Below are 24,336 nucleotides of genomic sequence, written 5' to 3' on the forward strand. Positions count from 1 at the left end.
AATTTCATGAATACCTCATTGCGCATCGCCATCGTCGGCGCCGGCCCCGGCGGGTTGACCTTGGCGCGAATCCTTTACCGCCATGGCGTCCACGCCAGCGTATTTGAACGTGAACGCAGCCCGCTGGAGCGCCCACAAGGTGGCACGCTGGACCTGCATGCCGAATCCGGCCAACTCGCCTTGCAGCGTGCCGGCCTGGAGGAGGCATTCAAACGCATCGCCCGTTACGAAGACCAAGGCTCGCGCTTGATGGATCAGCACGGTCGCTTGCTGTTCGAAGCCCCCAACCCGGACGCAGGCGACCGCCCTGAAGTCGACCGTACCGCCTTGCGCCAGGCGCTGCTGGACTCACTGCCGCCAGACTGCGTGAGCTGGGGTGTCAGCGTCACCGACGTTCGCCCGACCGGTGATGAACGCTGGACACTGCATCAAGGCGCCCTCACCCACGGCCCCTTCGACCTGGTGGTGGGTGCCGACGGCGCCTGGTCGAAAATACGCTCGCTGCTGTCGACCTATCAGCCGCAATACAGCGGGTTGACCTTCATCGAGTTCGGCATCGACGATGCAGACCGTCAGCACCCGCACCTCGCCGGACTGGTCGGCCGAGGCACCCTGCAGGTTGCCGGCGAAGCCAGGGCGATCATCGTGCAGCGCAACGCCAACGCGCATTTGCGCGGCTATGCGATCTTTCGCGTGCCATCAGACTGGGGCGCCGATCACCTCAGCCTGCCCGCACTGAAAGCCCAGTTCCATGGCTGGCACCCGCAGGTATTGGCATTGTTTGATGCGGCGAACGAGACGCTACTGGCGAGACCGATCCACGCCCTGCCCGTCGGCCATCGCTGGTGCCACCGCCAGGGGTTGACGCTGATCGGCGATGCGGCCCATCTGATGTCGCCGTTTGGCGGCGAAGGGGTGAACGCGGCGATGCTGGATGCGGCCGAACTGGCGCAGCACCTGCTGGAGACACCCGACTGCTCATCAGCAGTGCAGGCCTATGAAAACCACATGTTCGAACGAGTGATACCGGCGGCCCAGGGCAGCGCCGAAGCCGCCGCCATCCAGTTATCCCACGACAGCCTGGCGCTGTCCCTGGCCCACCTGCATCACCACCTCACGCCTCAGTAGCCCAACGACAGCCCCGTATTGCGACGCGGGTCATTCGCCCCATAGAAGCGGTTGTTACCCACCGGCTTGCCATCCAGGGACGGCGCGCCCACCAGGATCGCCGCCAAGTGGTTGGCATCCTGCGGGCCGGCAAACTTGTGGCCCCAGCTTTCGAGGATCTTCTGGGTATCCGGGCTCACTGCAAACCGCTCGAGGTTGGTGGTTTCCGGCATCCACTGCTGGTGGAAACGCGGTGCGTCCACGGCTTCCTGGATGTTCATCTTGTAGTCGATGACATTCAGGATGGTCAGCAAGGTCGCCGTGATGATGCGACTGCCACCCGGCGTACCGACCACCATCACCGCCTTGCCATCCTTGGTCACGATGGTCGGGCTCATCGACGACAGCGGCGCCTTGCCCGGTGCGATGGCGTTGGCTTCACCCTGGACCAGGCCGTACATGTTCGGCACGCCGACCTTGACGGTGAAGTCGTCCATTTCATCGTTGAGGATCACCCCGGTCTTGCTCGCCATTACCCCCGCACCGAACCAGTCGTTGAGGGTGTAAGTGACCGACACCGCGTTGCCCCACTTGTCGACGATGGAGTAGTGAGTGGTGTTGTTGCCTTCATGGGGCGACACGCCCGGCTTGATCGCCTGGGAATCGCCAGCTTTTTGCGGTTCGATGGCGTCACGCAGTTTGGCCGCGTAGTTTTTGTCCAGCAGGTGCTCGATCGGGTTCTTCACGAAGTCCGGGTCGCCGAGGTAGCTGTTGCGGTCCACGTAGGCGTGGCGCATGGCTTCGATCTGGTAGTGCAGGCCCTGGGCCGAGTGATAGCCCAGGTCGGCCATCGGGTAGCCTTCGAGAATGTTCATGATCTGGCAGATCACTACGCCACCCGAGCTTGGAGGCGGTGCCGAGACCACGTGGTAGCCACGGTAGTCGCACTCGATGGGTGCCAGTTCGCGGGTCTTGTACTTGTCGAGGTCCGCCTGGGTGATGATGCCCTTGCCGGCCTGGCTGGAATCCACCAGCGCCTTGGCCACCCAGCCTTTATAGAAACCATCGCTGCCCTTGGCCGAGATTTCCTTGAGGGTCTTGGCCAGGTCTTTCTGCACCAGCTTCTGGCCGACCTGCATCGGCTGGCCGTTGTGCAGGAAGATTGCGCGCATGTCCTTGTCTTTTTCGAATTCGCCGGTGGCGGTGTGCAGCAGGTCGATATCGCCCTGCTCCAGGGCAAAGCCGTTTTCCGCCAGCTTGATCGCCGGGGCGATGACCTGGGCGCGCTTGAGGGTGCCGTATTTGCTCAGCGCCAGTTCCATGCCCGACACGGTGCCGGGGACGCCGACGGCCAGGTGGCCCTTGGCGCTGAGGCCGTCGATGACGTTGCCGTCCTTGTCCAGGTACATGTCGGCGGTCGCCGCCAACGGGGCTTTTTCGCGGAAGTCGAGGAAGGTCTTGCGCCCGTCCGCCAGTTGCACGGTCATGAAACCGCCGCCGCCCAGATTACCCGCCGCCGGGTACACCACCGCCAGCGCATAGCCCACGGCGACAGCAGCGTCGACCGCATTACCGCCGGCCTTGAGCACGTCTACCCCCACATGAGTGGCCAAATGCTGGGCCGTTACCACCATGCCGTTTTCACCGGCCACCGGGGCCTGGGAAGCGGCCTGCACACCACTGACGGTCAACACCAGGGCGGTGGCAATCAAGGTACGGCTGAAAGGTTGGTATTTCATCCATGGCTACTCTAGTTATTGAGACGCACCAAAATAGCCCGTTGCGGATTTAATCCCCAGCGCAATGGCGTTTTTATTACAGAACTTGTCGGTCATGGAACGGACGTGAAAAAGCCCATGCTATATTTCGCGCCCTGACTGTCCTGCAAGGCGCTCTGACATGGTGATCAAGAAGACCGGCATTCGCGCCCAACAGGCCGACCAGACCCGCGCGCGCATCCTCCAGGCGGCGGTCAAGGTGTTCACCCGTGACGGTTATTCCGGCGGGCGCGTCGACAGCATTTCCAAGGAAGCCGACTCCAACGACCGCATGCTTTATTACTATTTCGGCAGCAAGGAACACCTGTTCGTCTGCGTGCTGGAACACATCTATGAGCAGTTCAACCAAGCCGAAAGCAAGCTCAAGCTGGACCTGGACGCACCGGAGCAGGCCCTGCGCGACCTGGTGGCGTTTATCTGGAATTACTACGTCAAGCACCCGGAATTCGTGGCGATCCTGAGCATCGAGAACCTGCACCAGGGCAAGCATGCCCAGCAATCCGGCGAGATGCGCAGGTTGTCGGGGGAGGCCGTGGGCGTCTTGAAGCCGATCATCGAAGCCGGCCAGGCCCAGGGCGTGTTTCGCCAGGATGTCGACCTCAAGCACGTGTACCTGATGATCGCCTCGCTCTGCTACTTCTATAACTCCAACCGGCATACCCTCAGCTCATTCCTCGGTGAAGACCTGGCGAACAAAGGGCAGCAGCAGGATTGGCTGGGGTTTATCAGCGATTTAGTGGTACGCGGCGTCACCCCGACCTCCCTGTAAGAACCGAATCCAACTGTGGGAGGGGGCTTGCCCGCGATAGCGGTGGGTCAGCTAAACATAGGCTGGCTGATGCACCGCTATCGCGGGCAAGCCCCCTCCCACATGTTTTACCCCATTGCGTCAATGGGTGCCGGGGTTGGCGCGCAGATGCGCCACCTTCTGCTCCAACCCCTTCCACTGCGGCGCATTCGGCGCAAATTGCCCGCGCAGATACGCCGCCAGATCCGCCACCTGGCTGTTCGACAGACTGTCCTTGAATCCCGGCATATACCCCAGGTCCTTGGTCGCCGGGTGGCTGATGCCTTGCAGAATCACCTTGATCAAGTTATCCGGCTGGTCGCTGTGCACATTGGTATTGGTCGCCAGCGACGGGCTTACCCCAAACAGCTTCGGCCCCAGCCCCTCGGCATGGCAGGCCTTGCATGAACCTTCAAATACGCGTCGGCCATTGGGATTCGGCACGCTGACGGCGGCCGCCACCTGGGCCTCGGCTGCGGCTTCGCCATTGAGCGACGCCAGGTACACCGCCATGGCGCGGATATCCGCCTTGGGCAGTTTGGACAATTCACTCACCACCGGTCCCATCGGGCCTGCGGCCACGCCATGGGCGTCGGAATAGCCGGTACTCAGGTAGGTGAACAACTGGTCTTCGGTCCATGGCGTCGGCGCCTTGGACAGGCCGGTCAGTGCCGGTGCTTCCCAGCCATCGACCATGCCCCCGGCCAGGAACGCCTTGCCGCCCTTCTCCGCTCCCATCACATTGCGAGGGGAATGACAGGCCGCACAATGCCCCAGGCCATTGACCAGGTAGTTGCCACGATTCCATTGCTCGCCACGCTCCGGCTGCGTGGTGATTTCGCCACGTCGCAGGTTCAGTGCATTCCACCCCGCCATCAACGGCCTGATGTTGAACGGAAAGCCCATGGCATTCGGCGTCGGCGCCTGGCTCACCGGCGCCTGGGACATCAGGTAGGCGTACAGCGCCTGCATGTCCGCATCGTTGATATTACGGAACGCCGTGTAGGGAAACGCCGGGTATAGGTTGCGCCCGTCGCGGCCGATACCGTCGCGCATCGCACGCTCGAACGCCGGGTACGACCAGGCACCGATGCCGGTCTCCACGTCCGGGGTGATATTGCTGCTGTACAGCGTGCCGAAGGGGGTTTGCATCGCCAGCCCACCGGCATTGGTCGCGCCGCCCGGCGCCGTATGGCACACCGCGCAATCGCCGACTGCCGCGAGCAAGCGCCCGCGTTCCAGAGTGGCCTTGGACCAGGTGCCGGCGCTGGGCGGCGCAATCGGGGCGATTTCATTGTGGAATGGCCAGGCCGTCGCCAGCACCGCGCCCAGGGTGGCGAACAGCGCGCCGAACCACCATTTGCGCCGTTTCTCCGGCGACTTGGCCGGCTCGCCCAGGGTGCCGGCATTCAGCGCCGCCAACACCCGCTCCGGGGTGATCGGCAACTCGCGAAAACGAATGCCGGTGGCGTCGTAGATCGCATTGGCAATCGCCGCCGCGCTGGGCACCGATGCCGACTCACCGGCGCCCAGGGGCGGCTGGTCCTGGCGCGGCATCATCATCACGTCAATCTGCGGCACTTCAGGGAAGGTCAGGATCGGGTAACCGCCCCACTCCTTGCTCGCCACCGTCGATTCTTCAAAGGTCACGCGCTCTTTCAGCACACGGCTGGTGGACTGGATCACATTGCCGTGGATCTGATGCTGCACCCCGGTCGGGTTGATCATCATCCCCGAGTCATGGCCGATCACCACGCGGGTCACCGACACATCGCCGGTCTGCTTGTCGATGGCCACGTCCGCCACCCACGCCGCCCACGCCGCGCCGAAACCGGGGAACTTGCTGTGGATGTAGCGCGCGTAGGCAAAGCCCCGGCCACGCAGCAGGTGGTCCTCATTGGCGGTCTGCATCGGCGCGGTGCGCGGGGCCCAATTGGCGCGCTCGGCGGTGGATTTGACCAAGTCGATGGCGCGTTCGTCCTTGAGGTAGCGCAGGCGATACTCCACCGGGTCGACACCGGCGGCGAAGGCCAGTTCATCGATATAGGATTCGTGGGCAAAGGTGTTGGGCAACGCCGACACGCCGCGCATCCACGAGGCGCGCACAATGGGCGCCATGTCGTTGATGCTCACGCGCATGTTGTCGATGTCGTAGGGCGGGATCGAGGTGCGATCGCCCATCTCGAACATCGCCGCCACCGGTTCCACGCGGCCGGTCAGCAACAACGCCAGGGTTGGCGCGCCGTTGGAGGGGTAGCTGGTTTCAAAGTCGTAGGCGGCAATGCTGCCATCGGCGTTCAGGCCGCCATCCACATCCATCAACTGCGCAGTGCCCTTGGGCTCCCACAGGTGTTCCTGTTCACGGCTCAATTGCACGCGTACCGGTTTGCCGACTGCACGGGACAGCAACAAGGCATCGGCACACACATCATCCGCACAATTGCGCCCATAACAGCCGGCGGCTTCCATGCGGATCACATCGATCAACGCCTCATCACACTCCAGCAGCCACGCCAGGTCGGCGCGCAGCAGATGCGGATTCTGGCTGCCCGACCACACCCGGCTGCCGGCCGGCGAGTAATCCGCCACGCCACAGGAGGGGCCGATCGAGCCGTGCATCTGGTATGGCCACAGGTAACTGCGCGGCATGCGCTGGCTGGCACCCGCCAGGGCTTCATCGACATTGCCCTGGTCAAGCACGGTGCGGCGCACGCGAGGGTTGTCGCGGATGGCCTGCTCGACATCACGCATGTCCGGCAAGGCGTTGTTCCAGGGTTTCCAGTGCACCTGCAAGGCGCTGGCGGCCTTGATCGCCTGCTCCTCACGCAACGCGACCACGCCGACAAAATCGCGGATGACCACCACCGCAACAATGCCGGGAATATGGGCGATGGACGACTCATCCACGCTCAACAGGCTGTTGCCGACAAAATCGCCGCAATCCAGCCCCGCATACGGTGGGCGGATCACCCGGCCATGGAGCATGCCCGGTACGCGCATGTCGTGCACGTAAGTCAGCTCACCGGTGGCCTTACCGGGGATATCCACCCGTGCGGCGCCCTTGCCCACCAAGCGATAGTCCTCAGCGGCCTTTAGCGGCGCGTCGCCGCTGATGCGCAGTTGGTCGTGCTGGCCGCTGACCAGTTCGCTATAGGTGGTGGTGCGCCCATCCGGCGCTTGAATAACGCCAGCATCCACTTTCAGGCCGGCTGTACTCACGCCCCAGCGCCCCGCTGCCCGCGCCAACAGAAAACGCCGGGCTTCGGCGGCCGCGTTGCGCAGGGGGATTGCTGATATCTGCAACGTAGCGCTGGCAATCGTCGCGCCCTGGTTGGGCACGCGCTCGGTATCCCCAAGCACCATCTGCACCTGGTCCATCGCCAGGTCCAGTTCCTCGGCCACGATCTGCGCCAGCGACGTACGGATGCCGGTGCCCAGGTCCACATGGCCGTTGAACGCATACACCAGGCCGTCATCGTTGACCGCAATAAACAGCCCAAGCTCCTTGGGCTTGACCGTGGGCGTGCCCCCCTTGGCCACTGGCCCCGAGGGCGGCAGCACATCATCGACGATCAACAGGACACCGGCCTTGGCCAGCCATTGGTCACGGGAAAGCGGAATGTTCGGCATGGTCATCACTCCACGGTCATCAGGCGGGCCGCACGCAGCACGGCGCGCAGGATTTCGATATGGGTGCCGCAGCGGCAGAGGTTGCCCGACAGCTCGTTGCGCACCTGGGCTTCGCTGGGGTTGGGGTTACGGTCGAGCAAGGCCTTGGCGGTCATGATCATGCCGTTGAGACAGTAGCCACATTGCGCGGCCTGCTCGTCGATAAAGGCTTGTTGCACCGGGTGCGGCGCCTGGCGCGTGCCCAGGCCTTCGAGGGTGACAATCTCGCGGCCCACGGTCCCCGACAACGGAAACACGCAGGCGCGCGCCGCCGCCCCATCGATGATCACAGTGCAGGCACCGCACTCCCCCAGGCCACAGCCATATTTGGGACCATTGAGTTCCAGGTCATTGCGCAGCACCAGCAACAGCGGCGTGTCCGCCATGGCGCTGACTTCGTGTGTTTGCCCGTTGACCTCAAGCGCTACTGTGATGTGCTGGCTGATCATGTGCTTCGCCCGTAACAGTTGATGAAGTACCCACTACATGAAACAGTCAAAAAAAAGCGTCGCGGACCTGGGGCCTCGCGACACACTTGACTGGTGAAGTGATTACTACACGAACTTAGAGCAAGATCGGTGCCAGGGAATGCTTTGGCGAGCGGGGATATTGTGGTGAGGGGGGGCGCCCACCCCAATCAGTCCTGGGGATCGTCAATCATCTTGCGCAGCAGGAACAGCACCGCCACCCGTTCGGCGGGGTTGAGATTGCTCATGGTCAATTCGCTGATCTGGGCGGCACGGGGCGTGGTCTGGGCGACCAGTTCGGCGCCTGCCGGGGACAGGTCCACCACCACCTTGCGCTTGTCCTGCGGGTCCGGTTCCAGGCTGATCAGTGCCTTGGCCTTGAGCCGCTCGACGATCCCACGGATGGTCGCCTGGTCCACCGCAGTCGCCTTGACCAACTCGGTCAGCGAACTTGCACCGTGATCGCGCAGTGCGCACAGGGTCACGAACTGCACGGCGGTGAGCTGTGAGTCGCCGACATTCTGCTGAAAGATCGCCAGGTGGCGCTGGTAGGCCTTGCGCAGCAGGTGGCCAACTTGTTCAGAAAAGACGTAGGAATCAGGCACGGCTTGGCTCGGTGGATGGCTGGCGATGGGGAAGCATGATGGCTTCGTTGTTGGATGCACTCAAGTTTCTCATGCTCGAATGTAGTCTACATGTGGGAGGGGGCTTGCCCCCGATGGCGGTGTATCAGCGAGCTAATTTCCAGCTGCTCCTCCGCCATCGGGGGCAAGCCCCCTCCCACACGGGTTAATCAGCGGGCCAGGGAGCCTGCTGGGGCAACCACATCCCCTGCAATCACGACGGCCTCATCATCCAGGTACACATCGCAATTGCGCAGCGGAATGTCCATATGGCACGGCGTCTTGCGTGTCCCGCCGACTTCGGTGTTCGGCCCGGTGGAGAACAGGAAATTGCCATAGAACGCCCGCGCATCCATGCACATGCCGTCGTTCTTGTCGTGCAGGCCCATGGCGGTCCACTGCGCCCGTGGCTGCAGGCCCCAGCCGATATGGGAGATGCCGTACACCTCGGGGTCGTTGAAGTACTTCATGTAGTCACGCAGGTACTCGGCCTCGAACCCCCCGTGGATCTTCGTGATGAAGCCCTTCTCGATCTCCAGGGTGATCTTCTCGCGGGTGTAGGTCTTGAAGGGCAGCAGGATGTCGCCGATGTCCAGCACCAGCACGCCCTCGGCGGTTTCTTCGTTGGGCCAGGAAAACAGGAAACCGCTGGGCCAGTGGTCCCAGCGCCCCGGTTCATCGGCAAAGCCGTATTCGGTCACGGAGGGGTATTGCCCCAGGGCGGCACGGAAGTCACTGCCGGCGCGGGATTTGACATGGATCGAACGCGCCTTCTTCAACAACTGCTCGGCCGCCAGCACACGCACCTTGTCCTCTTCGGTGGGCAGCATGCGCGCCAGCACTTCCGGAGGTTCCACGGCCAGCAGGATGCGCGTGCCGGTCTTGAGGATCTGCTCCTGCTCCGGCGAGTGCAGCAGCATCATGGTGTCGATGATCAGATCCGCCGCCTCCAGGGCGCGCTGGGCGGCGATATTACCGGTGAGCGCGGTGTCGCCGCAGTAGGCGGTCATGTCGTTGCCCATGGCCTTGGGATGGTTGAACGATGGCAACTCCACCGCATACACCTTGGCCCCCAGGCGCTGCGCGGCGTCCATCGCGGCGCGCACGGTGCGCGGGTCGGAATAATGGCTCTTGAGCACGGCGACGCTCTGGGTCGGGTCGACCCTGGACAGCTTCAACACGTGCTCGAACATCTGGGTCAATTCGCAATCGCTTACCGGCATTTTCCTGTCTCCTGTGGGCCCGCACCAAGTTCAGGCACTGCGCTTCACTCTAGTGCACTTTTATAGCGTATACGCCATTTAATAACGATAAGACCCGAATTACGAACAGACTGCAAGCGGCGCGCCACAACGTTACCTATCGGAACAACTCCAATGTTAATTGGCTACATGTCGTTACACAGGAGCCGTACGGCCAGAAAATAAATTTTCAGAGACAGGCTTCCCATTTCAAAAAATTAGCGTATACACTTTAAAAACCTTGCGGACAGACGCTACCGAAAATCACAAAGACAGAGGAATACGCCCCATGGGAAGCACGCAAAAAATCGCCATCGTCGGCGCAGGCCTGGGCGGTGCCGCCGCTGCCACCCTGTTGCAGCAAGCCGGCTTCGACGTGGATGTATATGAGCAGGCGTCGGAGTTTTCCCGATTGGGCGCGGGGATCCACATGGGCCCCAATATCATGAAAATCTTTCGCCGCATGGGCATCGAAAAGCAGTTGGACCTGATGGGCTCGCACCCCGAGCACTGGTTCAGCCGCTGCGGCGAAACCGGCGACTACCTCTCGCGCATCCCGCTCACCGGCTACGGCGCGTCCTACATCACGGTGCACCGTGGCGACCTGCATGCGCTGCAAATGTCCACCCTCAAGCCCGGCACCCTGCACTTCAACAAGCGCCTGGAAAGCCTCGAGGAAACCGACACCCAGGTGCGCCTGACCTTCGCCGACGGCCAGGTGACCTACGCCGACATCGTGATCGGCGCCGACGGCATCAATTCCAAGATCCGCGAAGAACTGCTGGGCGTGGAAAAACCGCTGTACAGCGGCTGGGTCGCACACCGCGCACTGATCCGTGGCGACCAACTCGCCAAGTACGACTTGAAGTTCGAAGACTGCATCAAGTGGTGGACCGAGGACCGCCACATGATGGTCTACTACACCACCGGCAAACGCGACGAGTACTACTACGTGACCGGCGTACCCCACGCCGAATGGGACTTCCAGGGCGCGTTCGTCGACAGCAGCCGCGAAGAGATGTTCGACGCCTTCAAGGGCTACCACCCCACTGTGCAAGCCTTGATCGAATCCACCGACAGCGTGACCAAATGGCCGCTGCGCAACCGCAACCCACTGCCGCTGTGGAGCCGTGGTCGCCTGGTATTGCTCGGCGACGCCTGTCACCCGATGAAACCGCACATGGCCCAGGGCGCCGGCATGGCCATCGAAGACGCCGCCATGCTCACCCGCTGCCTGCAGGAAACCGGCATCAGCGACTACCGCACCGCCTTCGAGCTGTACGAAGCCAACCGCAAGGAACGTGCCTCCCGGGTGCAGGCAGTGTCCAACGCCAACACCTGGCTGCGCACCCAGGAAGACCCGGCCTGGGTCTACGGCTATGACCTGTACGCCCAGGAACTGAAATCGGGGGTGGCCGCGTGAGCACCTTCCTCTACGGTGGCAACGTGCAGGCCAACGGCATTCGCCAGCATTACTTGCGTTACGGCGGCAAAGGCCCGGCGTTGATCCTGATCCCGGGCATCACCAGCCCGGCGATCACCTGGGGGTTCGTCGCGGAGCGCCTGGGCGCACAGTTCGACACCTATGTGCTGGACGTGCGCGGTCGCGGGCTGTCCTCCACCGGCCCCGAACTCGACTACAGCGCGGACACCTGCGCCGACGACATCGGTGCCTTTGCCGATGCGCTGAACCTGGACAGCTACCACCTGATGGGCCATTCCATGGGCGCCCGTTTTGCCGTACGCAGTGCGGTCAAACATCCGCAGGGCGTGAAGCGCGTGGTGCTGATCGACCCGCCGGTGTCTGGCCCGGGTCGGCGTGAGTACCCGAGCAGACTGCCGTGGTACGTGGATTCGATCCGCCAATCCCTGGTCGGCATGGATGCCGAGGCGATGCGCGCCTTCTGCGCCACCTGGACCGACGAACAACTGCAACTGCGTGCCGAATGGCTGCACACCTGTTTTGAGCCCGCCATCGTGCGCGCCTTCAATGATTTCCACACCGTGGATTTCCACCAGGACCTGCCCCACCTCAAGGCCCCTGCCCTGTTGATGGTGGCCGGTCGCGGCGGGGTGATCCTCGATGAGGACATTGCCGAAATCCAGGGCCTGCAACCGCGCATCCAGGTCGCCCGCGTACCCAACGCCGGGCACATGATTCCGTGGGATGACTTCGACGGTTTCTTCCACGCCCTCGGCGACTTCCTCACACAATAAAAACGGAGACCACCATGCAGAAGCCTTACCGCATCGGCCAGATCGTGCCGAGTTCCAACACCACCATGGAAACCGAAATCCCGGCGATGCTCACCGCGCGCCAGGCGATCCGTCCCGAGCGTTTTACCTTTCACTCCAGCCGCATGCGCATGAAGCAGGTGCGCAAGGAAGAACTGGCGGCCATGGACGGTGAGTCCGACCGTTGCGCCGTCGAGTTATCCGACGCCAAGGTAGACGTGCTGGGTTATGCGTGCCTGGTGGCGATCATGGCCATGGGGCTGGGGTATCACCGCAACTCCGAACAACGCCTGCGCAAGGCCACTGCCGACAACGATGCCAACGCCCCGGTCATCACCAGCGCCGGCGCCTTGATCGAAGGCCTGAAAGTCATGGGCGCCAAGCGCATCGCGATTGTTGCACCGTACATGAAGCCGTTGACCGAACTGGTGGTGAACTACATCCGCGAAGAAGGCTTTGATGTGGTGGACTGGCGCGCCCTGGAGATCCCCGACAACCTCGAAGTGGCCCGCCACGACCCGGCCAACCTGCCGGCCATCGTCGCCGGCATGAACCTGGAAGGTGTCGACGTGATCGTGCTGTCCGCCTGCGTGCAGATGCAGTCGCTGCCGGTGGTGGCCAAGGTCGAGGCGCAAACCGGCAAGCCGGTGCTCACCGCCGCTATCGCCACCACCTACGCCATGCTCAAGGCCCTGGACCTTGAGCCCATCGTACCCGGCGCGGGAGCCCTGCTCTCCGGCGCCTATTAATGTGTGGCGAGCGGGCTTCTGTGGCAAGCGGGCAAGTTGTGGCGAGCGGGCTTGCCCCGCGTTGGGCTGCGAAGCGGCCCCAAAAAAAGCGGGAGCGCTACGCACTCCAACGCGGGACAAGCCCGCTCGCCACAAGGTAAGTGCACTGTCCAGAAATGAGGGGGTTAAACGATGAGCGAACAATCCGCCGACGCCAATTACCAGGGCGTATGGGGCAACCGCATCGGCTTTGGCAAAAAGGCCGCGCTGTTGATGATCGATTTCATGCAAGGCTACACCACCGAAGGCGCGCCGCTGTTCGCGCCGGGTGTGGTCACAGCCGTGGCTGAAAGCGTGGAGCTGCTGGCCAGCGCGCGCCAGCACGGGATTGCAGTCGTCCACACCAATATCCGCTACCATCCCGGCCATTTCCTGGATGGAGGCATATGGGTCAAGAAGGCCCCGGTGATGAAAGACATGGTCGAAGGCAACCCACTGGCCGCGTTCTGCGCCGAGGTACTGCCCCAGGCCGATGAAGTGGTGATCACCAAACAGTACGCCAGTGCGTTTTTCGGCAGCAGCCTGGCGCCGATGCTGCATGCACAGGGCATCGACACCGTGGTACTGGCCGGGTGTTCCACCAGCGGCTGCATCCGCGCCACGGCGGTGGATGCAGTGCAACACGGGTTTCGCACCATCGTCGTGCGCGAATGCGTCGGCGACCGGCACCCGGCCCCCCATGAAGCCAATCTGTTCGATATCGACAGCAAGTATGGCGACGTGGTGAGCAAGCAGGAGGCAATGCGCAAATTCAGGGAGCAATAAACGGTACCGAGAATCGCGCCATAGAGTGCGGTCTCGCCTAAAACTGGGGTACACGCCCCAGTCTTCTGACACTGCCTTTGGACGTCGCTTCTACAGCACTCCGAAGTGCTGGAACAAAAGCGGCTGTATAAAAACCATAAGTCACCGCCAGGAGACACCCCATGCCCATTGCGAATGCAGCGCCGGCGACCACGGTCGCCGATCCCGTCAACACGCTTTACCACAAGATCACCTGGAAACTGATTCCGTTCCTGTGCTTCTGTTATCTGGCCGCCTATCTGGACCGGATCAATATCGGTTTCGCCAAATTGCAGATGCTCGACCAGTTGCAGTTCAGCGAAACCGCGTTCGGCCTCGGTGCCGGCCTGTTCTTTGTCGGCTACATCATCTTTGAAGTGCCAAGCAACCTGGTGCTGGAACGGGTCGGCGCGAAGATCTGGATCGCGCGCATCATGATCACCTGGGGCCTGCTCTCGGCATGCACCATGCTGGTCACCTCCACCACCCAGTTCTACATCCTGCGCTTTCTGCTCGGCGCGGCCGAAGCGGGCTTTCTACCGGGCGTGCTGTACTACCTGACCACCTGGTTCCCCACCCACCGACGTGGGCGCATCATCGCGCTGTTCATGATTGGCCTGCCGCTGTCCAGCGTGATCGGCGGCCCGCTGTCCGGCTGGATCATGGGTCACTTCGACCACATCGGCGGTCTGCGCGGCTGGCAGTGGCTGTTCCTGATCGAGGCGGTGCCCAGCGTATTGCTCGGCGTGCTGACCTTCTGGGCGCTGCCCAACACCTACCAGCAAGCCAAATGGCTGTCGGACGAGGAAAAGGCCCTGCTGGAAACCGAACTGCACAAGGACGACGCCGATGGCACCGCCAGCAAGCACAGCTTCCGCGACGGGTTCTTCAACCTCAAGGTGTGGATGCTCGGCGGTATCGACTTCTCGATCCTGCTCAGCGCCTACGCCATGGGTTTCTGGATGCCGACGTTCATCCGCAACGCCGGGGTCACCGACACCTTCCATATCGGTGTGCTCACCGCCTTGCCGAGCGTCGCCGCCCTGCTCGGCATGCTGTTGATCGGCGCCAGTTCCGACAAACACCGCGAACGCCGCTGGCACATCATCGTGCCGTTTTTCATCGGCGCGGCGGCGATGGCCACCAGCACCTTCTTCACCCATAACGTAGCGGCTACCGTGGCGCTGTTCGCGATTGCTTCGGCGGCGATCATCGGCGCGGTGCCGGTGTTTTTCAGCCTGCCGGCGACGTTCCTCAAAGGCACTGCGGCGGCCACCGGCTTTGCCCTGGCCTGTTCGGTGGCGAATATTGCCGGTCTGGTGAGCAACTCGTTGATGGGCGTTGCGATTGACGTCACAGGCAGCAGCGCGGGTGCCTTGTGGTTTTTCGCCGGCTGCCTGATTCTCAGCAGCTTCCTGGTCATCGCCTTGCCGGCGAAACTGGTGAACCGCTGATAACCCCAATTATTCCGGATGAACCACCATGCAAGGCTTCTTGATAGGCACGCAGAAGGCCAAGGTGGTGTTCGGTGTCGACCAGAAGAAATTCCGGGATGGCTACGTCAACCTCGTGACCCTGCCGACGCCGGTCAAGCACTGACCGGCCGGGCGCTCTCACCTTGCGTGGGAGCGCATTCTTTTTCAGTTGCTCAGCGTTGAGTACATATCCGTTATTGGTCAACGGTTATGCACTTATCAATCACCTCACGCAAAACCACTACAATCCCCACCGCATCCGACATAGAAGCCACATTGGTAAACCCCATCAACACCCCCTGCCCCCGCCCAGTCTCAAGCGTCCAGGAAGACAGTGCCTGCACCGCCAACCCCGCTCTACCAGCGGCCTCAGCCACGACAAGGTCCGGCACATCCACCACCAACCGCGCCAGCAAATTAATCCCGCCCGCCTGCTCATCCACCCGCAGATACCCCGCACAATGCACGCGCAACGCCTCCACCAGATACGCCCTGCGCTGCGCATACAACAGGCGCATCTTCTTCAAATGCCGGGTGAAATGCCCCTGCTCGAGAAAATCCGCCGCAGTCAATTGCAACAACTGCGCCCCACGCTGCTGCAACGCCTCGGCCGCACGCTCAAACGCCGACACCAACGACACAGGCACCACCAGATACCCCAAGCGCAACCCCGGGAACAGCATCTTGCTGAAACTTCCGGCATAGATCACTCGGTCATCCGTATCCTGGCTCTTGAGCGCCGCCAAAGGCTGCCCGCGATAGCGAAATTCACTGTCATAGTCATCCTCTACCACCCAACTGCCCTGCTCTCGCGCCCATTCCAGCAAGGCCTGCCGCCGCAGCGGGCTCAACGCCACACCCAAGGGGCTCTGATGCGCCGGGGTGACTATCGCCAGTCGCGCCCCACGCCCCCGTGCAATGCCCTGCGCGACATCCAGCCCATCGCGATCCACCGGCACCGGCACCAGTTCCACACCGCGATGCCTCAACAACTGCCGCGCATGCAAGTACCCGGGGTCTTCGAACCAGCAGCGCTGCCCCGCCATCGCCAGCGTTTCGCAGACCAGGGTGAGGCCACCCGCATACCCGGCACACACAACCACCTGCTGGGGCGTGCACTCCACGCCGCGATACAACGCCAGGTAGCTGGCAATCGCCACACGCAGCGCCTGGGTGCCGCGCACGTCGCCCATCGCCAGGCTGTCCGCATCGGTGCGGCGCACTTGCTGGGTCACCAGGCGCGCCCACAATTTGCGGGGGAACGCATCCAGGGCGGGCAGGCCCATTTGCAACGGCCGAGGGCCTGAAGTCACCGGCAGCGCAACCGGCATGGATTTCACCGACACCTGCGGCAGCGCCTCGGCAATCACGGTCCCCGCTTGCCCGCGCGCCTCGAAGAAACCTTCGCTGACCAGCAGTTGATACGCCGCCTCCACCGTGCCCCGCGCCACCTTGAGCTCCTGGGCCAGCGCCCGCACCGAGGGCACGCGCTCGCCGGCGCGCAATTGGCCCTGGTCGATGGCCTGGCGAAAACGCCGGTAGATTTCCTGGTATTTGGGCAGCGACGACATCGCAAGTGGCTCGGCGGGAAGACAGGCCGAAGTCTGATCATGTCCCAACCCACTTGTCCAATCATGCCCCTGTCAGGCCACCTGGCCAGCCACGAAAATGGCGCATCTCTTCACCGCAATAAGGATCGCCCATGAAACACCGTCTCGACTACGCCCTGGCCGCCCCCGCCGGTTATAAAGCCCTGGGCTCGGTGCACAGCTATATCCACGGCTGCGGCTTGGAAAAAGAACTGATCGACCTGGTGTACCTGCGAGTCTCGCAACTCAACGGCTGCGCCTATTGCCTGGATAGCCATTCCCGCGACCTGCTCAAGCTGGGCGTAAGCCTGGAAAAAATCATGCTGCTGGCCGCCTGGCGCGAAGGTCTGCCGCTGTACACCCCGCGTGAGCAGGCCGCCCTGGCCTGGGCCGAAGTGGTGACGCCGGTCGCGCAAACCCAGGTGCCGGATGCGGATTACGCACAGGTCGCGGCGGTGTTCAGCGACAAGGAAGTCGCCGACCTGACCCTGGCCATCGGCTTGATGAACGCCCTCAATCGTGTCGCCATCAGCTTTCGCAAAGTGCCGGCGGCAATCAAGGCTCACCTGGAGAACCACGGCCATGAATGAACACGTCGAGTTCGTCCAGATGGAAACCGAGGCCGATTGCGTCGCCAGCTTTGCAGTGATGCAGCAGCTGCGCCCGCACCTCACCGACGCCAAGGCGTTCGCCGAGCAAGTCCAGCGCCAACGGCAAAACGGCTATCGCCTGCTCGCCGCGCGGGAACACGGCCAGGTGATCGGCCTGGCCGGCTACCGGTTGACCGAGAACACCCTGTATGGCCGCTTTATCTACATCGATGACCTGGTGGTAGACGCCACGTTGCAGCGGCGCCGCCTCGGTGAACGACTGCTTGACCACGTGCGTGACGCAACCCGCGCCCACGGCTATCGCTGGCTGGTGCTGGACACCGGCATGCACATGGCCCTGGCCCAACGCTTCTATTTCCGCCAGGGCCTGTTGCCCCTGGGCATGCACTTTTCCCAGGACCTCAACCAATGACTCGCGCCCTGCTCCTCGGTTTCAGCCCCCACGGTAAAGCCGCGCAGACCTTCAAACTGGCCCGTGCCCTGCTGCGAGACCTGGTACCGGATGCCGAGGTGACCGAGCGTGACTATGGCGGCCAGGCGCTGCCGCCGCTGACCCGTGAATATGCCAACGCACTCACCACAGCGGGGGGCTTGAGCGGCAAGGCGACGGCACTCTCGGAACAGTTGATCGTGGAACTGGAAGCCTGCGACCTGCTGATCCTGTGCACCCCGGTGCACAATTTCACCGTGCCGGCGGCGCTCAAGGCCTGGATCGACCACGTGGTGCGCATCCAGCGCAGCTTTACGGTGAATGCGCAATTGGCCAAGGTCGGCTTGCTGGAGGACCGGCGCACCTTTGTGCTGGTCAGCTCGGGTAACGCCCGCAAAGGCCATGAACCGGACTTCCTTACCCCGTACATGACCGCGATCCTGGCGACGGTGGGTATTGAGTCGGTAGATTTTGTGTACCTGCCGGCCATGGTGCGCGGTGAAGAAGCGGTCAATCGCGCGCTGGAACAGGCGCACCGGCAACTGTCGCTCGCAATCAGCTCTGGCCTATAAAAATAATGGCGCTAGAATCAGCGCCATTCCTGCGCCTGACGCCCTGATACGAGCCCCCCATGAGCTTTGATTTCGACACGATCCACCCCCGCCTCGGCACCGGCAGCACCAAGTGGAACCGCTACCCGCAAGACGTTTTGCCGATGTGGATCGCCGACATGGACATCGCCGCCCCACCCGCCGTGCTGAAGGCCCTGCACGCACGCCTCGACCAACAGGTGCTGGGCTACAGCGTCGCGGGGCCGGATGTGCGCGAGGCGATCATTGCCGACCTGTGGAACAAGTACGCCTGGCGCGTGCAGCCGGATGAGCTGCTGTTTTTGCCGGGTGTGGAGCCGGGTTTCAATATGGCGCTGCATGCATTTGTAGAGCCGGGCCAGCCGGTGGTGCTGCAAACCCCCAACTACCGGCCGATCCGCCTGGCGCCGGGGCACTGGAACCTGCCGCGCATCGAAGTGCCGTTCGAGTGGGTCAACGGCGAATACCTCACGCCAATGCCAGCAATGCGCCAGGCACTGACCGGCGCCGGCGCGCTGTTGTTGAGCAACCCGCACAACCCCATGGGCAAAGTCTTCCCTCGCGATGAACTGCTGGCCGTGGCCAATGCCTGCCTGGAACAGGGTGCGCTGATCATCTCCGACGAAATCCACGCCGAGCTGTGCTTCGACGGTCGCCGCCATATCCCCACCGCCAGCCTCAGCCCCGAGATTGCCCAGCGCACCATCACGCTGATGTCGGCGAGCAAGGCCTATAACGTCGCCGGCCTGAAGACCTGCTTTGCCGTGGTGCAGAACGCCGAGATCCGCGAGCGTTTCAACCAGGCCCGTTGCGGCATGGTCGACAGCGTCAGCCCCCTGGGCCTGGAAGCCACCCGCGCCGCCTACAGCGAATGCGCCGACTGGCTCGATGCCTTGGTGCAGTACCTGCAAGCCAACCGCGACTACCTGCTCGACGCCGTGCAGACCCGCCTGCCCGGCGTGGTCATGCACGCGCCGCAAGGCACCTTCCTGGCCTGGCTGGATTGCAGTGCGTTGGGCCTGGATGACCCGCAGCAGTTTTTCCTGGAACAGGCCAAGGTCGGCTTGAGCGCAGGGATCGAATTCGGTGACGACAGCCAGCAATTCGTGCGCCTTAACTTCGGCTGCCCACGGGCGTTGCTGGAGGAAGGCTTGCAGCGCATGGAGCGCGCCCTGCGTCACCGCCAAGCCTAATTCACAATTTTTCGCAACGCGTGCCGAACGCCTGCTGTTACTGTTTTTGCCGATACGCCCCACCGGTAACAGCAGGAGTTTCATGGCATGACGACCCAGCCCCTCGATCGCTCGTCCGACCCCAAAGTCCTCCCCCGCACGCCGCCCAAGTCAGGCACGCAGTTCCATGCGTTGCTCAAGCAAAGCGCCAACAACAAAAAGGTCGAGGCCCAGGACAAGACACCATCGGGGCTGGAGGCCAGTAAAAAAGACGGCTATGAGTTGGCCGCCAAGGATGCCACGCCGCCAGAGACGTTGGCCGACTACAAGGCCATCGGCCCGCCCGATGAAGTCGGCCCCGGGTTGATTCGCTATGAGACCCAGGACGGCAAGAAAATCATCGTCAGCGAACAGGACAGCCCCGAGCTGTTCAAGCAGGTCAGCCAGGATTTCAAGGCACTGACCGGCGTGGTCGCCAGCCAGAATGCCGGCTACCAGAGCCTCGGCGCCGACGGCACTGCGCCGGGCAAACTCGCCGATTACAAATCCCTCGGCCCACCGGATGAAACCGGACCGGGTGTGATCCGCTACGAGACCCAGGACGGCACCAAGGTCGTCATCAGCCAGCGTGACAACCCCGAAGCCTTCCAGAAAGCCAAGGACGCCTATGCCAGCTTTACCGGCCTGTCCAGCAGTGAAGACGCCGGGTACAAACGCGCCAGCGACAATGAAGTGTGGCCGCCCTACGCGGGCACCACGGTGGGCCCTGTGGATGAAGTCGGCCCGGGCCTGATCCGCTTTGAAAGCAACGGCCAGAAAATGGTGGTGGCCCGCGACGACAACCCCAAGCTGTTCGACTACCTGGCAGGCCTGCACGCGGTCTACACCGACCCCGGCAAGAAAGCCGTGGTGGAAGGCGAACTGAACAACGGCGCGGTACTGGCCGATGCCAACACCCCGTTGCCGGGCCTGAACGACTACAAGAACTTCAGTTGGAACAACGACCAGAAAGACCACATCCTCACCTACGAGCTGCATGACGGCACCAAGGTGGTGGTGTCGTCCGACGTCAGCCCCGAGCTGTTCAAGAGCGTCGCCACCGCCAATGACACCTGGGCCAAGATCCACACCAGCGAGGGCGAAGGCTACAAGCTGGCCGGGCCGAATGACTTCCTGAAAAACACCGATATCACCTTCGGCTCCCCGGATGAACTGGGCGACGGCCTAATCCGCTATGAAACCAGCGAAGGCAAGGTGATCGTCTCCAAGGAGCTCAGCCCGCAGCTCTACGACGACGTGGCGGCCAAATGGGAAGCCTGGAGCGCCAGCTCGGTGGACGATACCCGCGCCAAGCACAACCTGCCCAAGGCCGACGACCTGGATGTGCTGAACCTGGACACCGGCGTGCACGCCGATGAAAAGGACGACAAATCGCCGACCCTCAGCGTCAGCGAGCTGGCCACCACGCAACTGATCGACACCTACCGCGAAGGCGTGAAGAACGGCTCGATCCCCAAGGACGACCCGCGTGCGAAGCTGGTCCGGGCCCTCGAAGCGCAAGCCGCGTACCAGAACGGCCATGGCATCACCGGCTACGAAGAAGCCAAGCGCCCATTCGGCACGACCTGGCGCGAGTTCGATGACAAGCAGACCGAGCTGACCTCGGCCGACATGCACGACATCATCGACGGCAAGGCCGTGCAGAAGCAGATCGGCGAACTGTTCAACGACCCCACCGTGCAGGCCGACTATAAGTCGAAGATGGACGAGGCGATCAACAAGCTGCCGAACAAGGACGAGATCAAGCAGAAGCTGCTCGACCTCACCTCCAACCCGGACTACGTGCTGTACCTCAAGGACCTGCAAAGCCAGGGCAAGACCTACGAGGCGCAGAAAGACCTCAGCGACACCCTGACGTCGCTGTCGCTGTTCGACCCGGCGGCCGCCAGCAAAGCCGCGCAGAACATCCAGGCGGACGGCTTGACCACCGACCTGAATGCCATTCTGTCGGACCCGAGCAAAATCTCCGACGAGAACAAGGAACTGGCGACCAAGGACCTGTTCGGCCTGCTCAAAGGCGTGCTCAAGGGCAACGTGCTGGACTTGCCGCGCCGCACCCAGGAAACCCTGGAGAAATTCCTCAACGAAGGCCTGCAAGGCAAGGAAAAATCCGCCGCCGTCACCAAGGCCCTGGAAGAGCTGGGCGCCGTGTACCAGAAAAACGGCGTGATCAGCGAAGCCGACCTGAAAACCGCCCTGAGCAAACCCTACATCCCGGTGGCCGATCGCGGCATGCTCGGCGAGGTGTTCAACACCCTCAACAGCAAAGGCATCCTCGGTTCACTGGGCGCCGGTGTGAGCCTGTTTTCCGGGATTTACCAACTGGTGGGCAAAGGCGGCAAGCTCGGCGAAACCCCAGCACAACGCATGACCATCGCCAAGGACTTCCTGAGTTTTGCCGGCGGCTCCAGCCACTTTGTGCGCCTGGGCGACAAGATCGGCGAGAGCCTGGGCAAAGGCGGCCTGGTGGATTTCCTCGGGCTGGACAAGACTCTGCCGGAGATCTGGGGCAAGACCGGCATGCAGGAGCCGAACTTCGAATTCCGCGTCAGCGAACTGCCCTCGGATGTCAAAGCCAAGATCGCCACGGCCCTCGACGCGGTGCCGGACAGCCAGTACGACGGCATCGCCAAGATGTTCGGCGAAGGCGACAAGGCCGTCACCGAAGCCACCGAAGGCCTGGCCACCCACCTGGACGACGGCCTGGCCGCTGCGGGCGCGGCCAAGCTCGGCGCTTCCAAATCGGCGAAGATCGCCGGTTCCGTGATCAAGGTGCTGGGCCCGGCCACGGACATTGCCGGCGGTTTTGCCGACATCGTACTGGGCGCACTGGCGATCAAGAGCGGCGTGAAGGACAAAGACCCCTTGGCCCAGGCGGCCGGCGGCCTGCAAGTGGCCGGCGGTGCGTTCGGTGCATCGGCCGGGGTACTGGGGGCTGCGGCCCTGTTTGGCGCGGGCACGGCGGCGGCGTTGACCGGGCCGTTGTTCCTGGTGGGTGTGGTGCTGGCGGTGGTCGGTGGGATCATCGGCTACTTTGTCGACCACAACAAAAAGCAGAAGGCCACCGAGAAGGAAAACGACTGGTACCGCGACCTGGCGGGCGACGGTCTGTTGCAGGACAACTGGGCCGACAAGGTCGAATACGCCCACTACGAAATCCACCATTACGGTGGCCGTGACGCGCCGACCGACGACAGCATCTTCCGCTTCCAGCAATCGGAGTGGGAACACTTCGACCAGACGCCACAAAAAGGCGGCTCGTCGAGCAACCGCCTGGATGGCGGCTTGCACAAGGGCTACAAGGACCCGAACGAGAAACCCAAGAGCCTGCCGACGGATGCGCCGCCGGAGAGGCCGCAGCCGCATCCACCGGGTGGCAGTGGACCGAAGATCGCTTGAGTCATGCCAGCCCCCGCCTGAGTGCGGGGGCTGTCATTTACAACTTGGCGATGGACACTTCGGTGGACTTCACAAAGGCAATCACTTCACTGCCCACTTTCAATTCCAGGTCACGCACCGAACGGGTGGTGATCACCGATGTGACGATGCCGGACGCGGTCTGCACGTCGATTTCCGACACCACTTCCCCTTGCAGGATTTCCTTGATCACGCCCTTGAACTGGTTGCGCACATTGATGGCTTTAATGGTCATGTCGGCTTTCCTTCAGGCTGTTGGGTCAATCCGCACGAATGCGCAGGCCCTCAAAATGCGCCATCGACGAAGATATTAAAAGGAATATATATCTATTTATTTATTCTTTATTGATATATAAAAGCTGTTGCACCATAAACAGCTGATCAACAGTTTGCCCTCTCCCACCACAGCCCTTCCCCCTCGAAGCCCCCGTGATTACGCGTCCGAAGCCAATGGCACAGAGACTGCATATTCTTTAAAAGCATGATGGAGCATGCAGTTTTATTTTTCTGAATATAAGAAAAGCCTTCTCTCAACGCCTTGCCGGAGCTGTTCCATGACCCCCTTCACCCAACGTCTATTGGGCGCCTGCGCCCTTGCCCTGTGCCTGCAACCGCTGGCCCACGCCACCGAAACCGATCCAGCCGAAGTCAACCTGGACTACGCCTACTACTCGCCTGTCAGCCTGGTGCTCAAGCATTTCGGCTGGCTCGAACAAGCCTTGCCGGACTCCAAAGTGGGCTGGGTATTGAGCCAGGGCAGTAACCGGTCCCTGGAATACCTCAACAGTGGCGGCGTGGATTTCGCTTCTTCGGCCAGCCTGTCCGCAGTACTGAGCCGCGCCAACGGCAGCCCGATCAAATCGGTGTACGTCTACAGCCGCGCCGAATGGACCGCCCTGGTGGTGCGCAAGGATTCACCGCTCAACAGCGTCAGCGACCTCAAGGGCAAGAAAATCGCCGCCACCAAAGGCACCGACCCGTACCTGTTCACCTTGCGCAGCCTGCAAAAGGCCGGGCTGAAAAAGGACGACGTGGAACTGGTGCACCTGCAACACCCGGACGGCCGCACCGCCCTGGAAAAAGGTGACGTGGATGCCTGGGCCGGTCTCGACCCGCACATGGCCGCCAGTCAAATCCAGGCTGGCTCGCGCCTGCTGTACCGCAACAAGGACTTCAACAGCCACGGTGTGGTGAGCGTCACCGAGAAGTTCGCCAAGGCTCATCCGCAAACCATCACCAAGGTCATCGGCGCCTATGAAAAGGCCCGGGACTGGGCGGTCAAGCACCCGGATGAATTTGCCAGGCTGCTGGCCGACGAGTCCGGCCTGCCGTTGGAAGTGGCCAGGCTGCAACTCTCGCGTACCGACCTGAGCACGCCGTTCTTGAGCAGCAAGGACGTGGTGTCGTCCAAGGCCGCCGCACCGATCCTGGTGTCCGAAGAGTTGGTGCGCAAAGGCGTGAATGTGGACCAGGTGATCGACCAGTTGATCGACACTTCGTTCGGCCACTGAGGA

20 protein-coding genes and 1 pseudogene are annotated in these 24,336 nt (G+C 62.5%); 14 read left to right on the forward strand and 7 right to left on the reverse strand.

Annotated features, from left to right (window positions below):
* Nucleotides 1-6 precede the first annotated feature (6 nt).
* Nucleotides 7-1,128, forward strand: a complete 1,122-nt coding sequence (locus BM017_RS26675) for an FAD-dependent oxidoreductase (protein ID WP_092250214.1) — start codon at nucleotides 7-9, stop codon at nucleotides 1,126-1,128.
* Here BM017_RS26675 and ggt read toward each other — a convergent pair.
* The gene (ggt, locus tag BM017_RS26680) at nucleotides 1,122-2,846 is read right to left on the reverse strand and encodes a gamma-glutamyltransferase (RefSeq protein ID WP_071488448.1); all 1,725 of its coding nucleotides are present in this window, start codon (nucleotides 2,844-2,846) and stop codon (nucleotides 1,122-1,124) included. The genes BM017_RS26675 and ggt overlap by 7 nt on opposite strands.
* A 160-nt stretch (nucleotides 2,847-3,006) precedes the next feature.
* Here ggt and BM017_RS26685 point away from each other — a divergent pair, with 160 nt between their 5' ends.
* Nucleotides 3,007-3,654, forward strand: a complete 648-nt coding sequence (locus tag BM017_RS26685; protein WP_092250217.1) for a TetR/AcrR family transcriptional regulator — start codon at nucleotides 3,007-3,009, stop codon at nucleotides 3,652-3,654.
* Between the two features lie 120 nt (nucleotides 3,655-3,774).
* Here BM017_RS26685 and BM017_RS26690 read toward each other — a convergent pair whose 3' ends face one another.
* The 4 genes from BM017_RS26690 to BM017_RS26705 form a co-directional block, all read right to left on the reverse strand.
* Nucleotides 3,775-7,308 carry a molybdopterin cofactor-binding domain-containing protein gene (locus BM017_RS26690; protein WP_092250220.1) on the reverse strand — a complete coding sequence of 1,178 codons (3,534 nt, stop codon included), beginning with the start codon at nucleotides 7,306-7,308 and terminating at the stop codon, nucleotides 3,775-3,777.
* Nucleotides 7,308-7,790, reverse strand: coding sequence for a (2Fe-2S)-binding protein (locus BM017_RS26695; protein WP_092250224.1), 483 nt, complete (start codon nucleotides 7,788-7,790; stop codon nucleotides 7,308-7,310). The genes BM017_RS26690 and BM017_RS26695 overlap by 1 nt, the downstream gene beginning before the upstream one ends.
* 188 nt (nucleotides 7,791-7,978) lie before the next feature.
* Nucleotides 7,979-8,413, reverse strand: a complete 435-nt coding sequence (locus tag BM017_RS26700; protein WP_092250227.1) for a MarR family winged helix-turn-helix transcriptional regulator — start codon at nucleotides 8,411-8,413, stop codon at nucleotides 7,979-7,981.
* Nucleotides 8,414-8,601: 188 nt separating this feature from the next.
* The gene (locus tag BM017_RS26705) at nucleotides 8,602-9,654 is read right to left on the reverse strand and encodes a 2,5-dihydroxypyridine 5,6-dioxygenase (protein WP_092250230.1); all 1,053 of its coding nucleotides are present in this window, start codon (nucleotides 9,652-9,654) and stop codon (nucleotides 8,602-8,604) included.
* Between the two features lie 307 nt (nucleotides 9,655-9,961).
* Between BM017_RS26705 and BM017_RS26710 the strand changes: the two genes are divergently transcribed.
* The 6 genes and pseudogenes from BM017_RS26710 to BM017_RS28970 form a co-directional block, all read left to right on the forward strand.
* Nucleotides 9,962-11,095, forward strand: a complete 1,134-nt coding sequence (locus BM017_RS26710) for an FAD-dependent monooxygenase (protein WP_092250233.1) — start codon at nucleotides 9,962-9,964, stop codon at nucleotides 11,093-11,095.
* On the forward strand, nucleotides 11,092-11,889 hold the full coding sequence (locus BM017_RS26715) for an alpha/beta fold hydrolase (RefSeq protein WP_092250236.1): 798 nt from the start codon (nucleotides 11,092-11,094) through the stop codon (nucleotides 11,887-11,889). The genes BM017_RS26710 and BM017_RS26715 overlap by 4 nt, the downstream gene beginning before the upstream one ends.
* A gap of 14 nt (nucleotides 11,890-11,903) precedes the next feature.
* Entirely contained in the window at nucleotides 11,904-12,656 is a 753-nt protein-coding gene (locus BM017_RS26720) for a maleate cis-trans isomerase family protein (RefSeq protein ID WP_016977977.1), read from the forward strand.
* A 171-nt stretch (nucleotides 12,657-12,827) separates the two neighbouring features.
* Nucleotides 12,828-13,460, forward strand: a complete 633-nt coding sequence (locus BM017_RS26725) for an N-carbamoylsarcosine amidohydrolase (RefSeq protein ID WP_058426134.1) — start codon at nucleotides 12,828-12,830, stop codon at nucleotides 13,458-13,460.
* Nucleotides 13,461-13,621: 161 nt separating this feature from the next.
* A complete protein-coding gene (locus BM017_RS26730) occupies nucleotides 13,622-14,932 on the forward strand; it encodes an MFS transporter (RefSeq protein ID WP_071489532.1) in 1,311 nt (436 codons plus the stop codon).
* A 31-nt stretch (nucleotides 14,933-14,963) separates the two neighbouring features.
* Nucleotides 14,964-15,077, forward strand: a pseudogene (locus tag BM017_RS28970) (nucleoside hydrolase); the annotation flags it as partial.
* Nucleotides 15,078-15,147: 70 nt separating this feature from the next.
* On the opposite strand, the gene BM017_RS26735 reads toward BM017_RS28970, so the two are convergent.
* Nucleotides 15,148-16,524: a MocR-like pyridoxine biosynthesis transcription factor PdxR gene (locus BM017_RS26735; RefSeq protein WP_092250239.1), complete on the reverse strand. Its 1,377-nt coding sequence runs from the start codon at nucleotides 16,522-16,524 to the stop codon at nucleotides 15,148-15,150.
* A gap of 131 nt (nucleotides 16,525-16,655) precedes the next feature.
* Between BM017_RS26735 and BM017_RS26740 the strand changes: the two genes are divergently transcribed.
* From BM017_RS26740 to BM017_RS26760, 5 genes are all read left to right on the forward strand, one after another.
* Nucleotides 16,656-17,132 carry a carboxymuconolactone decarboxylase family protein gene (locus BM017_RS26740; RefSeq protein WP_071489535.1) on the forward strand — a complete coding sequence of 159 codons (477 nt, stop codon included), beginning with the start codon at nucleotides 16,656-16,658 and terminating at the stop codon, nucleotides 17,130-17,132.
* Nucleotides 17,125-17,565 (forward strand): GNAT family N-acetyltransferase, encoded by a 441-nt coding sequence (locus BM017_RS26745; protein ID WP_092250242.1) that lies wholly within the window; start codon nucleotides 17,125-17,127, stop codon nucleotides 17,563-17,565. Before BM017_RS26740 ends, BM017_RS26745 begins: the two co-directional genes overlap by 8 nt.
* Nucleotides 17,562-18,155 (forward strand): FMN-dependent NADH-azoreductase, encoded by a 594-nt coding sequence (locus BM017_RS26750; RefSeq protein WP_078048273.1) that lies wholly within the window; start codon nucleotides 17,562-17,564, stop codon nucleotides 18,153-18,155. The genes BM017_RS26745 and BM017_RS26750 overlap by 4 nt, the downstream gene beginning before the upstream one ends.
* A gap of 59 nt (nucleotides 18,156-18,214) precedes the next feature.
* Entirely contained in the window at nucleotides 18,215-19,366 is a 1,152-nt protein-coding gene (locus BM017_RS26755) for a MalY/PatB family protein (RefSeq protein ID WP_092250245.1), read from the forward strand.
* Nucleotides 19,367-19,453: 87 nt separating this feature from the next.
* Complete coding sequence (locus BM017_RS26760) at nucleotides 19,454-22,804, forward strand: hypothetical protein (RefSeq protein ID WP_092250248.1); 3,351 nt, start codon at nucleotides 19,454-19,456, stop codon at nucleotides 22,802-22,804.
* A gap of 37 nt (nucleotides 22,805-22,841) precedes the next feature.
* Here the strand turns inward: BM017_RS26760 and BM017_RS26765 are convergent, their stop codons facing one another.
* Complete coding sequence (locus BM017_RS26765) at nucleotides 22,842-23,057, reverse strand: TOBE domain-containing protein (protein ID WP_060752785.1); 216 nt, start codon at nucleotides 23,055-23,057, stop codon at nucleotides 22,842-22,844.
* A 319-nt stretch (nucleotides 23,058-23,376) separates the two neighbouring features.
* Here BM017_RS26765 and BM017_RS26770 point away from each other — a divergent pair, with 319 nt between their 5' ends.
* Nucleotides 23,377-24,333, forward strand: a complete 957-nt coding sequence (locus tag BM017_RS26770) for an aliphatic sulfonate ABC transporter substrate-binding protein (RefSeq protein ID WP_092250251.1) — start codon at nucleotides 23,377-23,379, stop codon at nucleotides 24,331-24,333.
* The last annotated feature ends 3 nt before the right edge of the window (nucleotides 24,334-24,336 follow it).

Origin of the sequence: Pseudomonas sp. NFPP04, from assembly GCF_900113815.1 — a bacterium.
In the GTDB taxonomy this organism is placed as follows: Bacteria; Pseudomonadota; Gammaproteobacteria; order Pseudomonadales; family Pseudomonadaceae; genus Aquipseudomonas; species Aquipseudomonas extremorientalis.

Bases quoted from the DNA above. Each gene is read 5' to 3' on its own strand.
- BM017_RS26675 (WP_092250214.1), top strand. From the start codon at position 7: ATGAATACCTCATTGCGCATCGCCATCGTCGGCGCCGGCCCCGGCGGG.
- ggt (WP_071488448.1), bottom strand. From the start codon at position 2,846: ATGAAATACCAACCTTTCAGCCGTACCTTGATTGCCACCGCCCTGGTG.
- BM017_RS26685 (WP_092250217.1), top strand. From the start codon at position 3,007: ATGGTGATCAAGAAGACCGGCATTCGCGCCCAACAGGCCGACCAGACC.
- BM017_RS26690 (WP_092250220.1), bottom strand. From the start codon at position 7,308: ATGACCATGCCGAACATTCCGCTTTCCCGTGACCAATGGCTGGCCAAG.
- BM017_RS26695 (WP_092250224.1), bottom strand. From the start codon at position 7,790: ATGATCAGCCAGCACATCACAGTAGCGCTTGAGGTCAACGGGCAAACA.
- BM017_RS26705 (WP_092250230.1), bottom strand. From the start codon at position 9,654: ATGCCGGTAAGCGATTGCGAATTGACCCAGATGTTCGAGCACGTGTTG.
- BM017_RS26710 (WP_092250233.1), top strand. From the start codon at position 9,962: ATGGGAAGCACGCAAAAAATCGCCATCGTCGGCGCAGGCCTGGGCGGT.
- BM017_RS26720 (WP_016977977.1), top strand. From the start codon at position 11,904: ATGCAGAAGCCTTACCGCATCGGCCAGATCGTGCCGAGTTCCAACACC.
- BM017_RS26725 (WP_058426134.1), top strand. From the start codon at position 12,828: ATGAGCGAACAATCCGCCGACGCCAATTACCAGGGCGTATGGGGCAAC.
- BM017_RS26730 (WP_071489532.1), top strand. From the start codon at position 13,622: ATGCCCATTGCGAATGCAGCGCCGGCGACCACGGTCGCCGATCCCGTC.
- BM017_RS26735 (WP_092250239.1), bottom strand. From the start codon at position 16,524: ATGTCGTCGCTGCCCAAATACCAGGAAATCTACCGGCGTTTTCGCCAG.
- BM017_RS26740 (WP_071489535.1), top strand. From the start codon at position 16,656: ATGAAACACCGTCTCGACTACGCCCTGGCCGCCCCCGCCGGTTATAAA.
- BM017_RS26745 (WP_092250242.1), top strand. From the start codon at position 17,125: ATGAATGAACACGTCGAGTTCGTCCAGATGGAAACCGAGGCCGATTGC.
- BM017_RS26750 (WP_078048273.1), top strand. From the start codon at position 17,562: ATGACTCGCGCCCTGCTCCTCGGTTTCAGCCCCCACGGTAAAGCCGCG.
- BM017_RS26755 (WP_092250245.1), top strand. From the start codon at position 18,215: ATGAGCTTTGATTTCGACACGATCCACCCCCGCCTCGGCACCGGCAGC.
- BM017_RS26760 (WP_092250248.1), top strand. From the start codon at position 19,454: ATGACGACCCAGCCCCTCGATCGCTCGTCCGACCCCAAAGTCCTCCCC.
- BM017_RS26765 (WP_060752785.1), bottom strand. From the start codon at position 23,057: ATGACCATTAAAGCCATCAATGTGCGCAACCAGTTCAAGGGCGTGATC.
- BM017_RS26770 (WP_092250251.1), top strand. From the start codon at position 23,377: ATGACCCCCTTCACCCAACGTCTATTGGGCGCCTGCGCCCTTGCCCTG.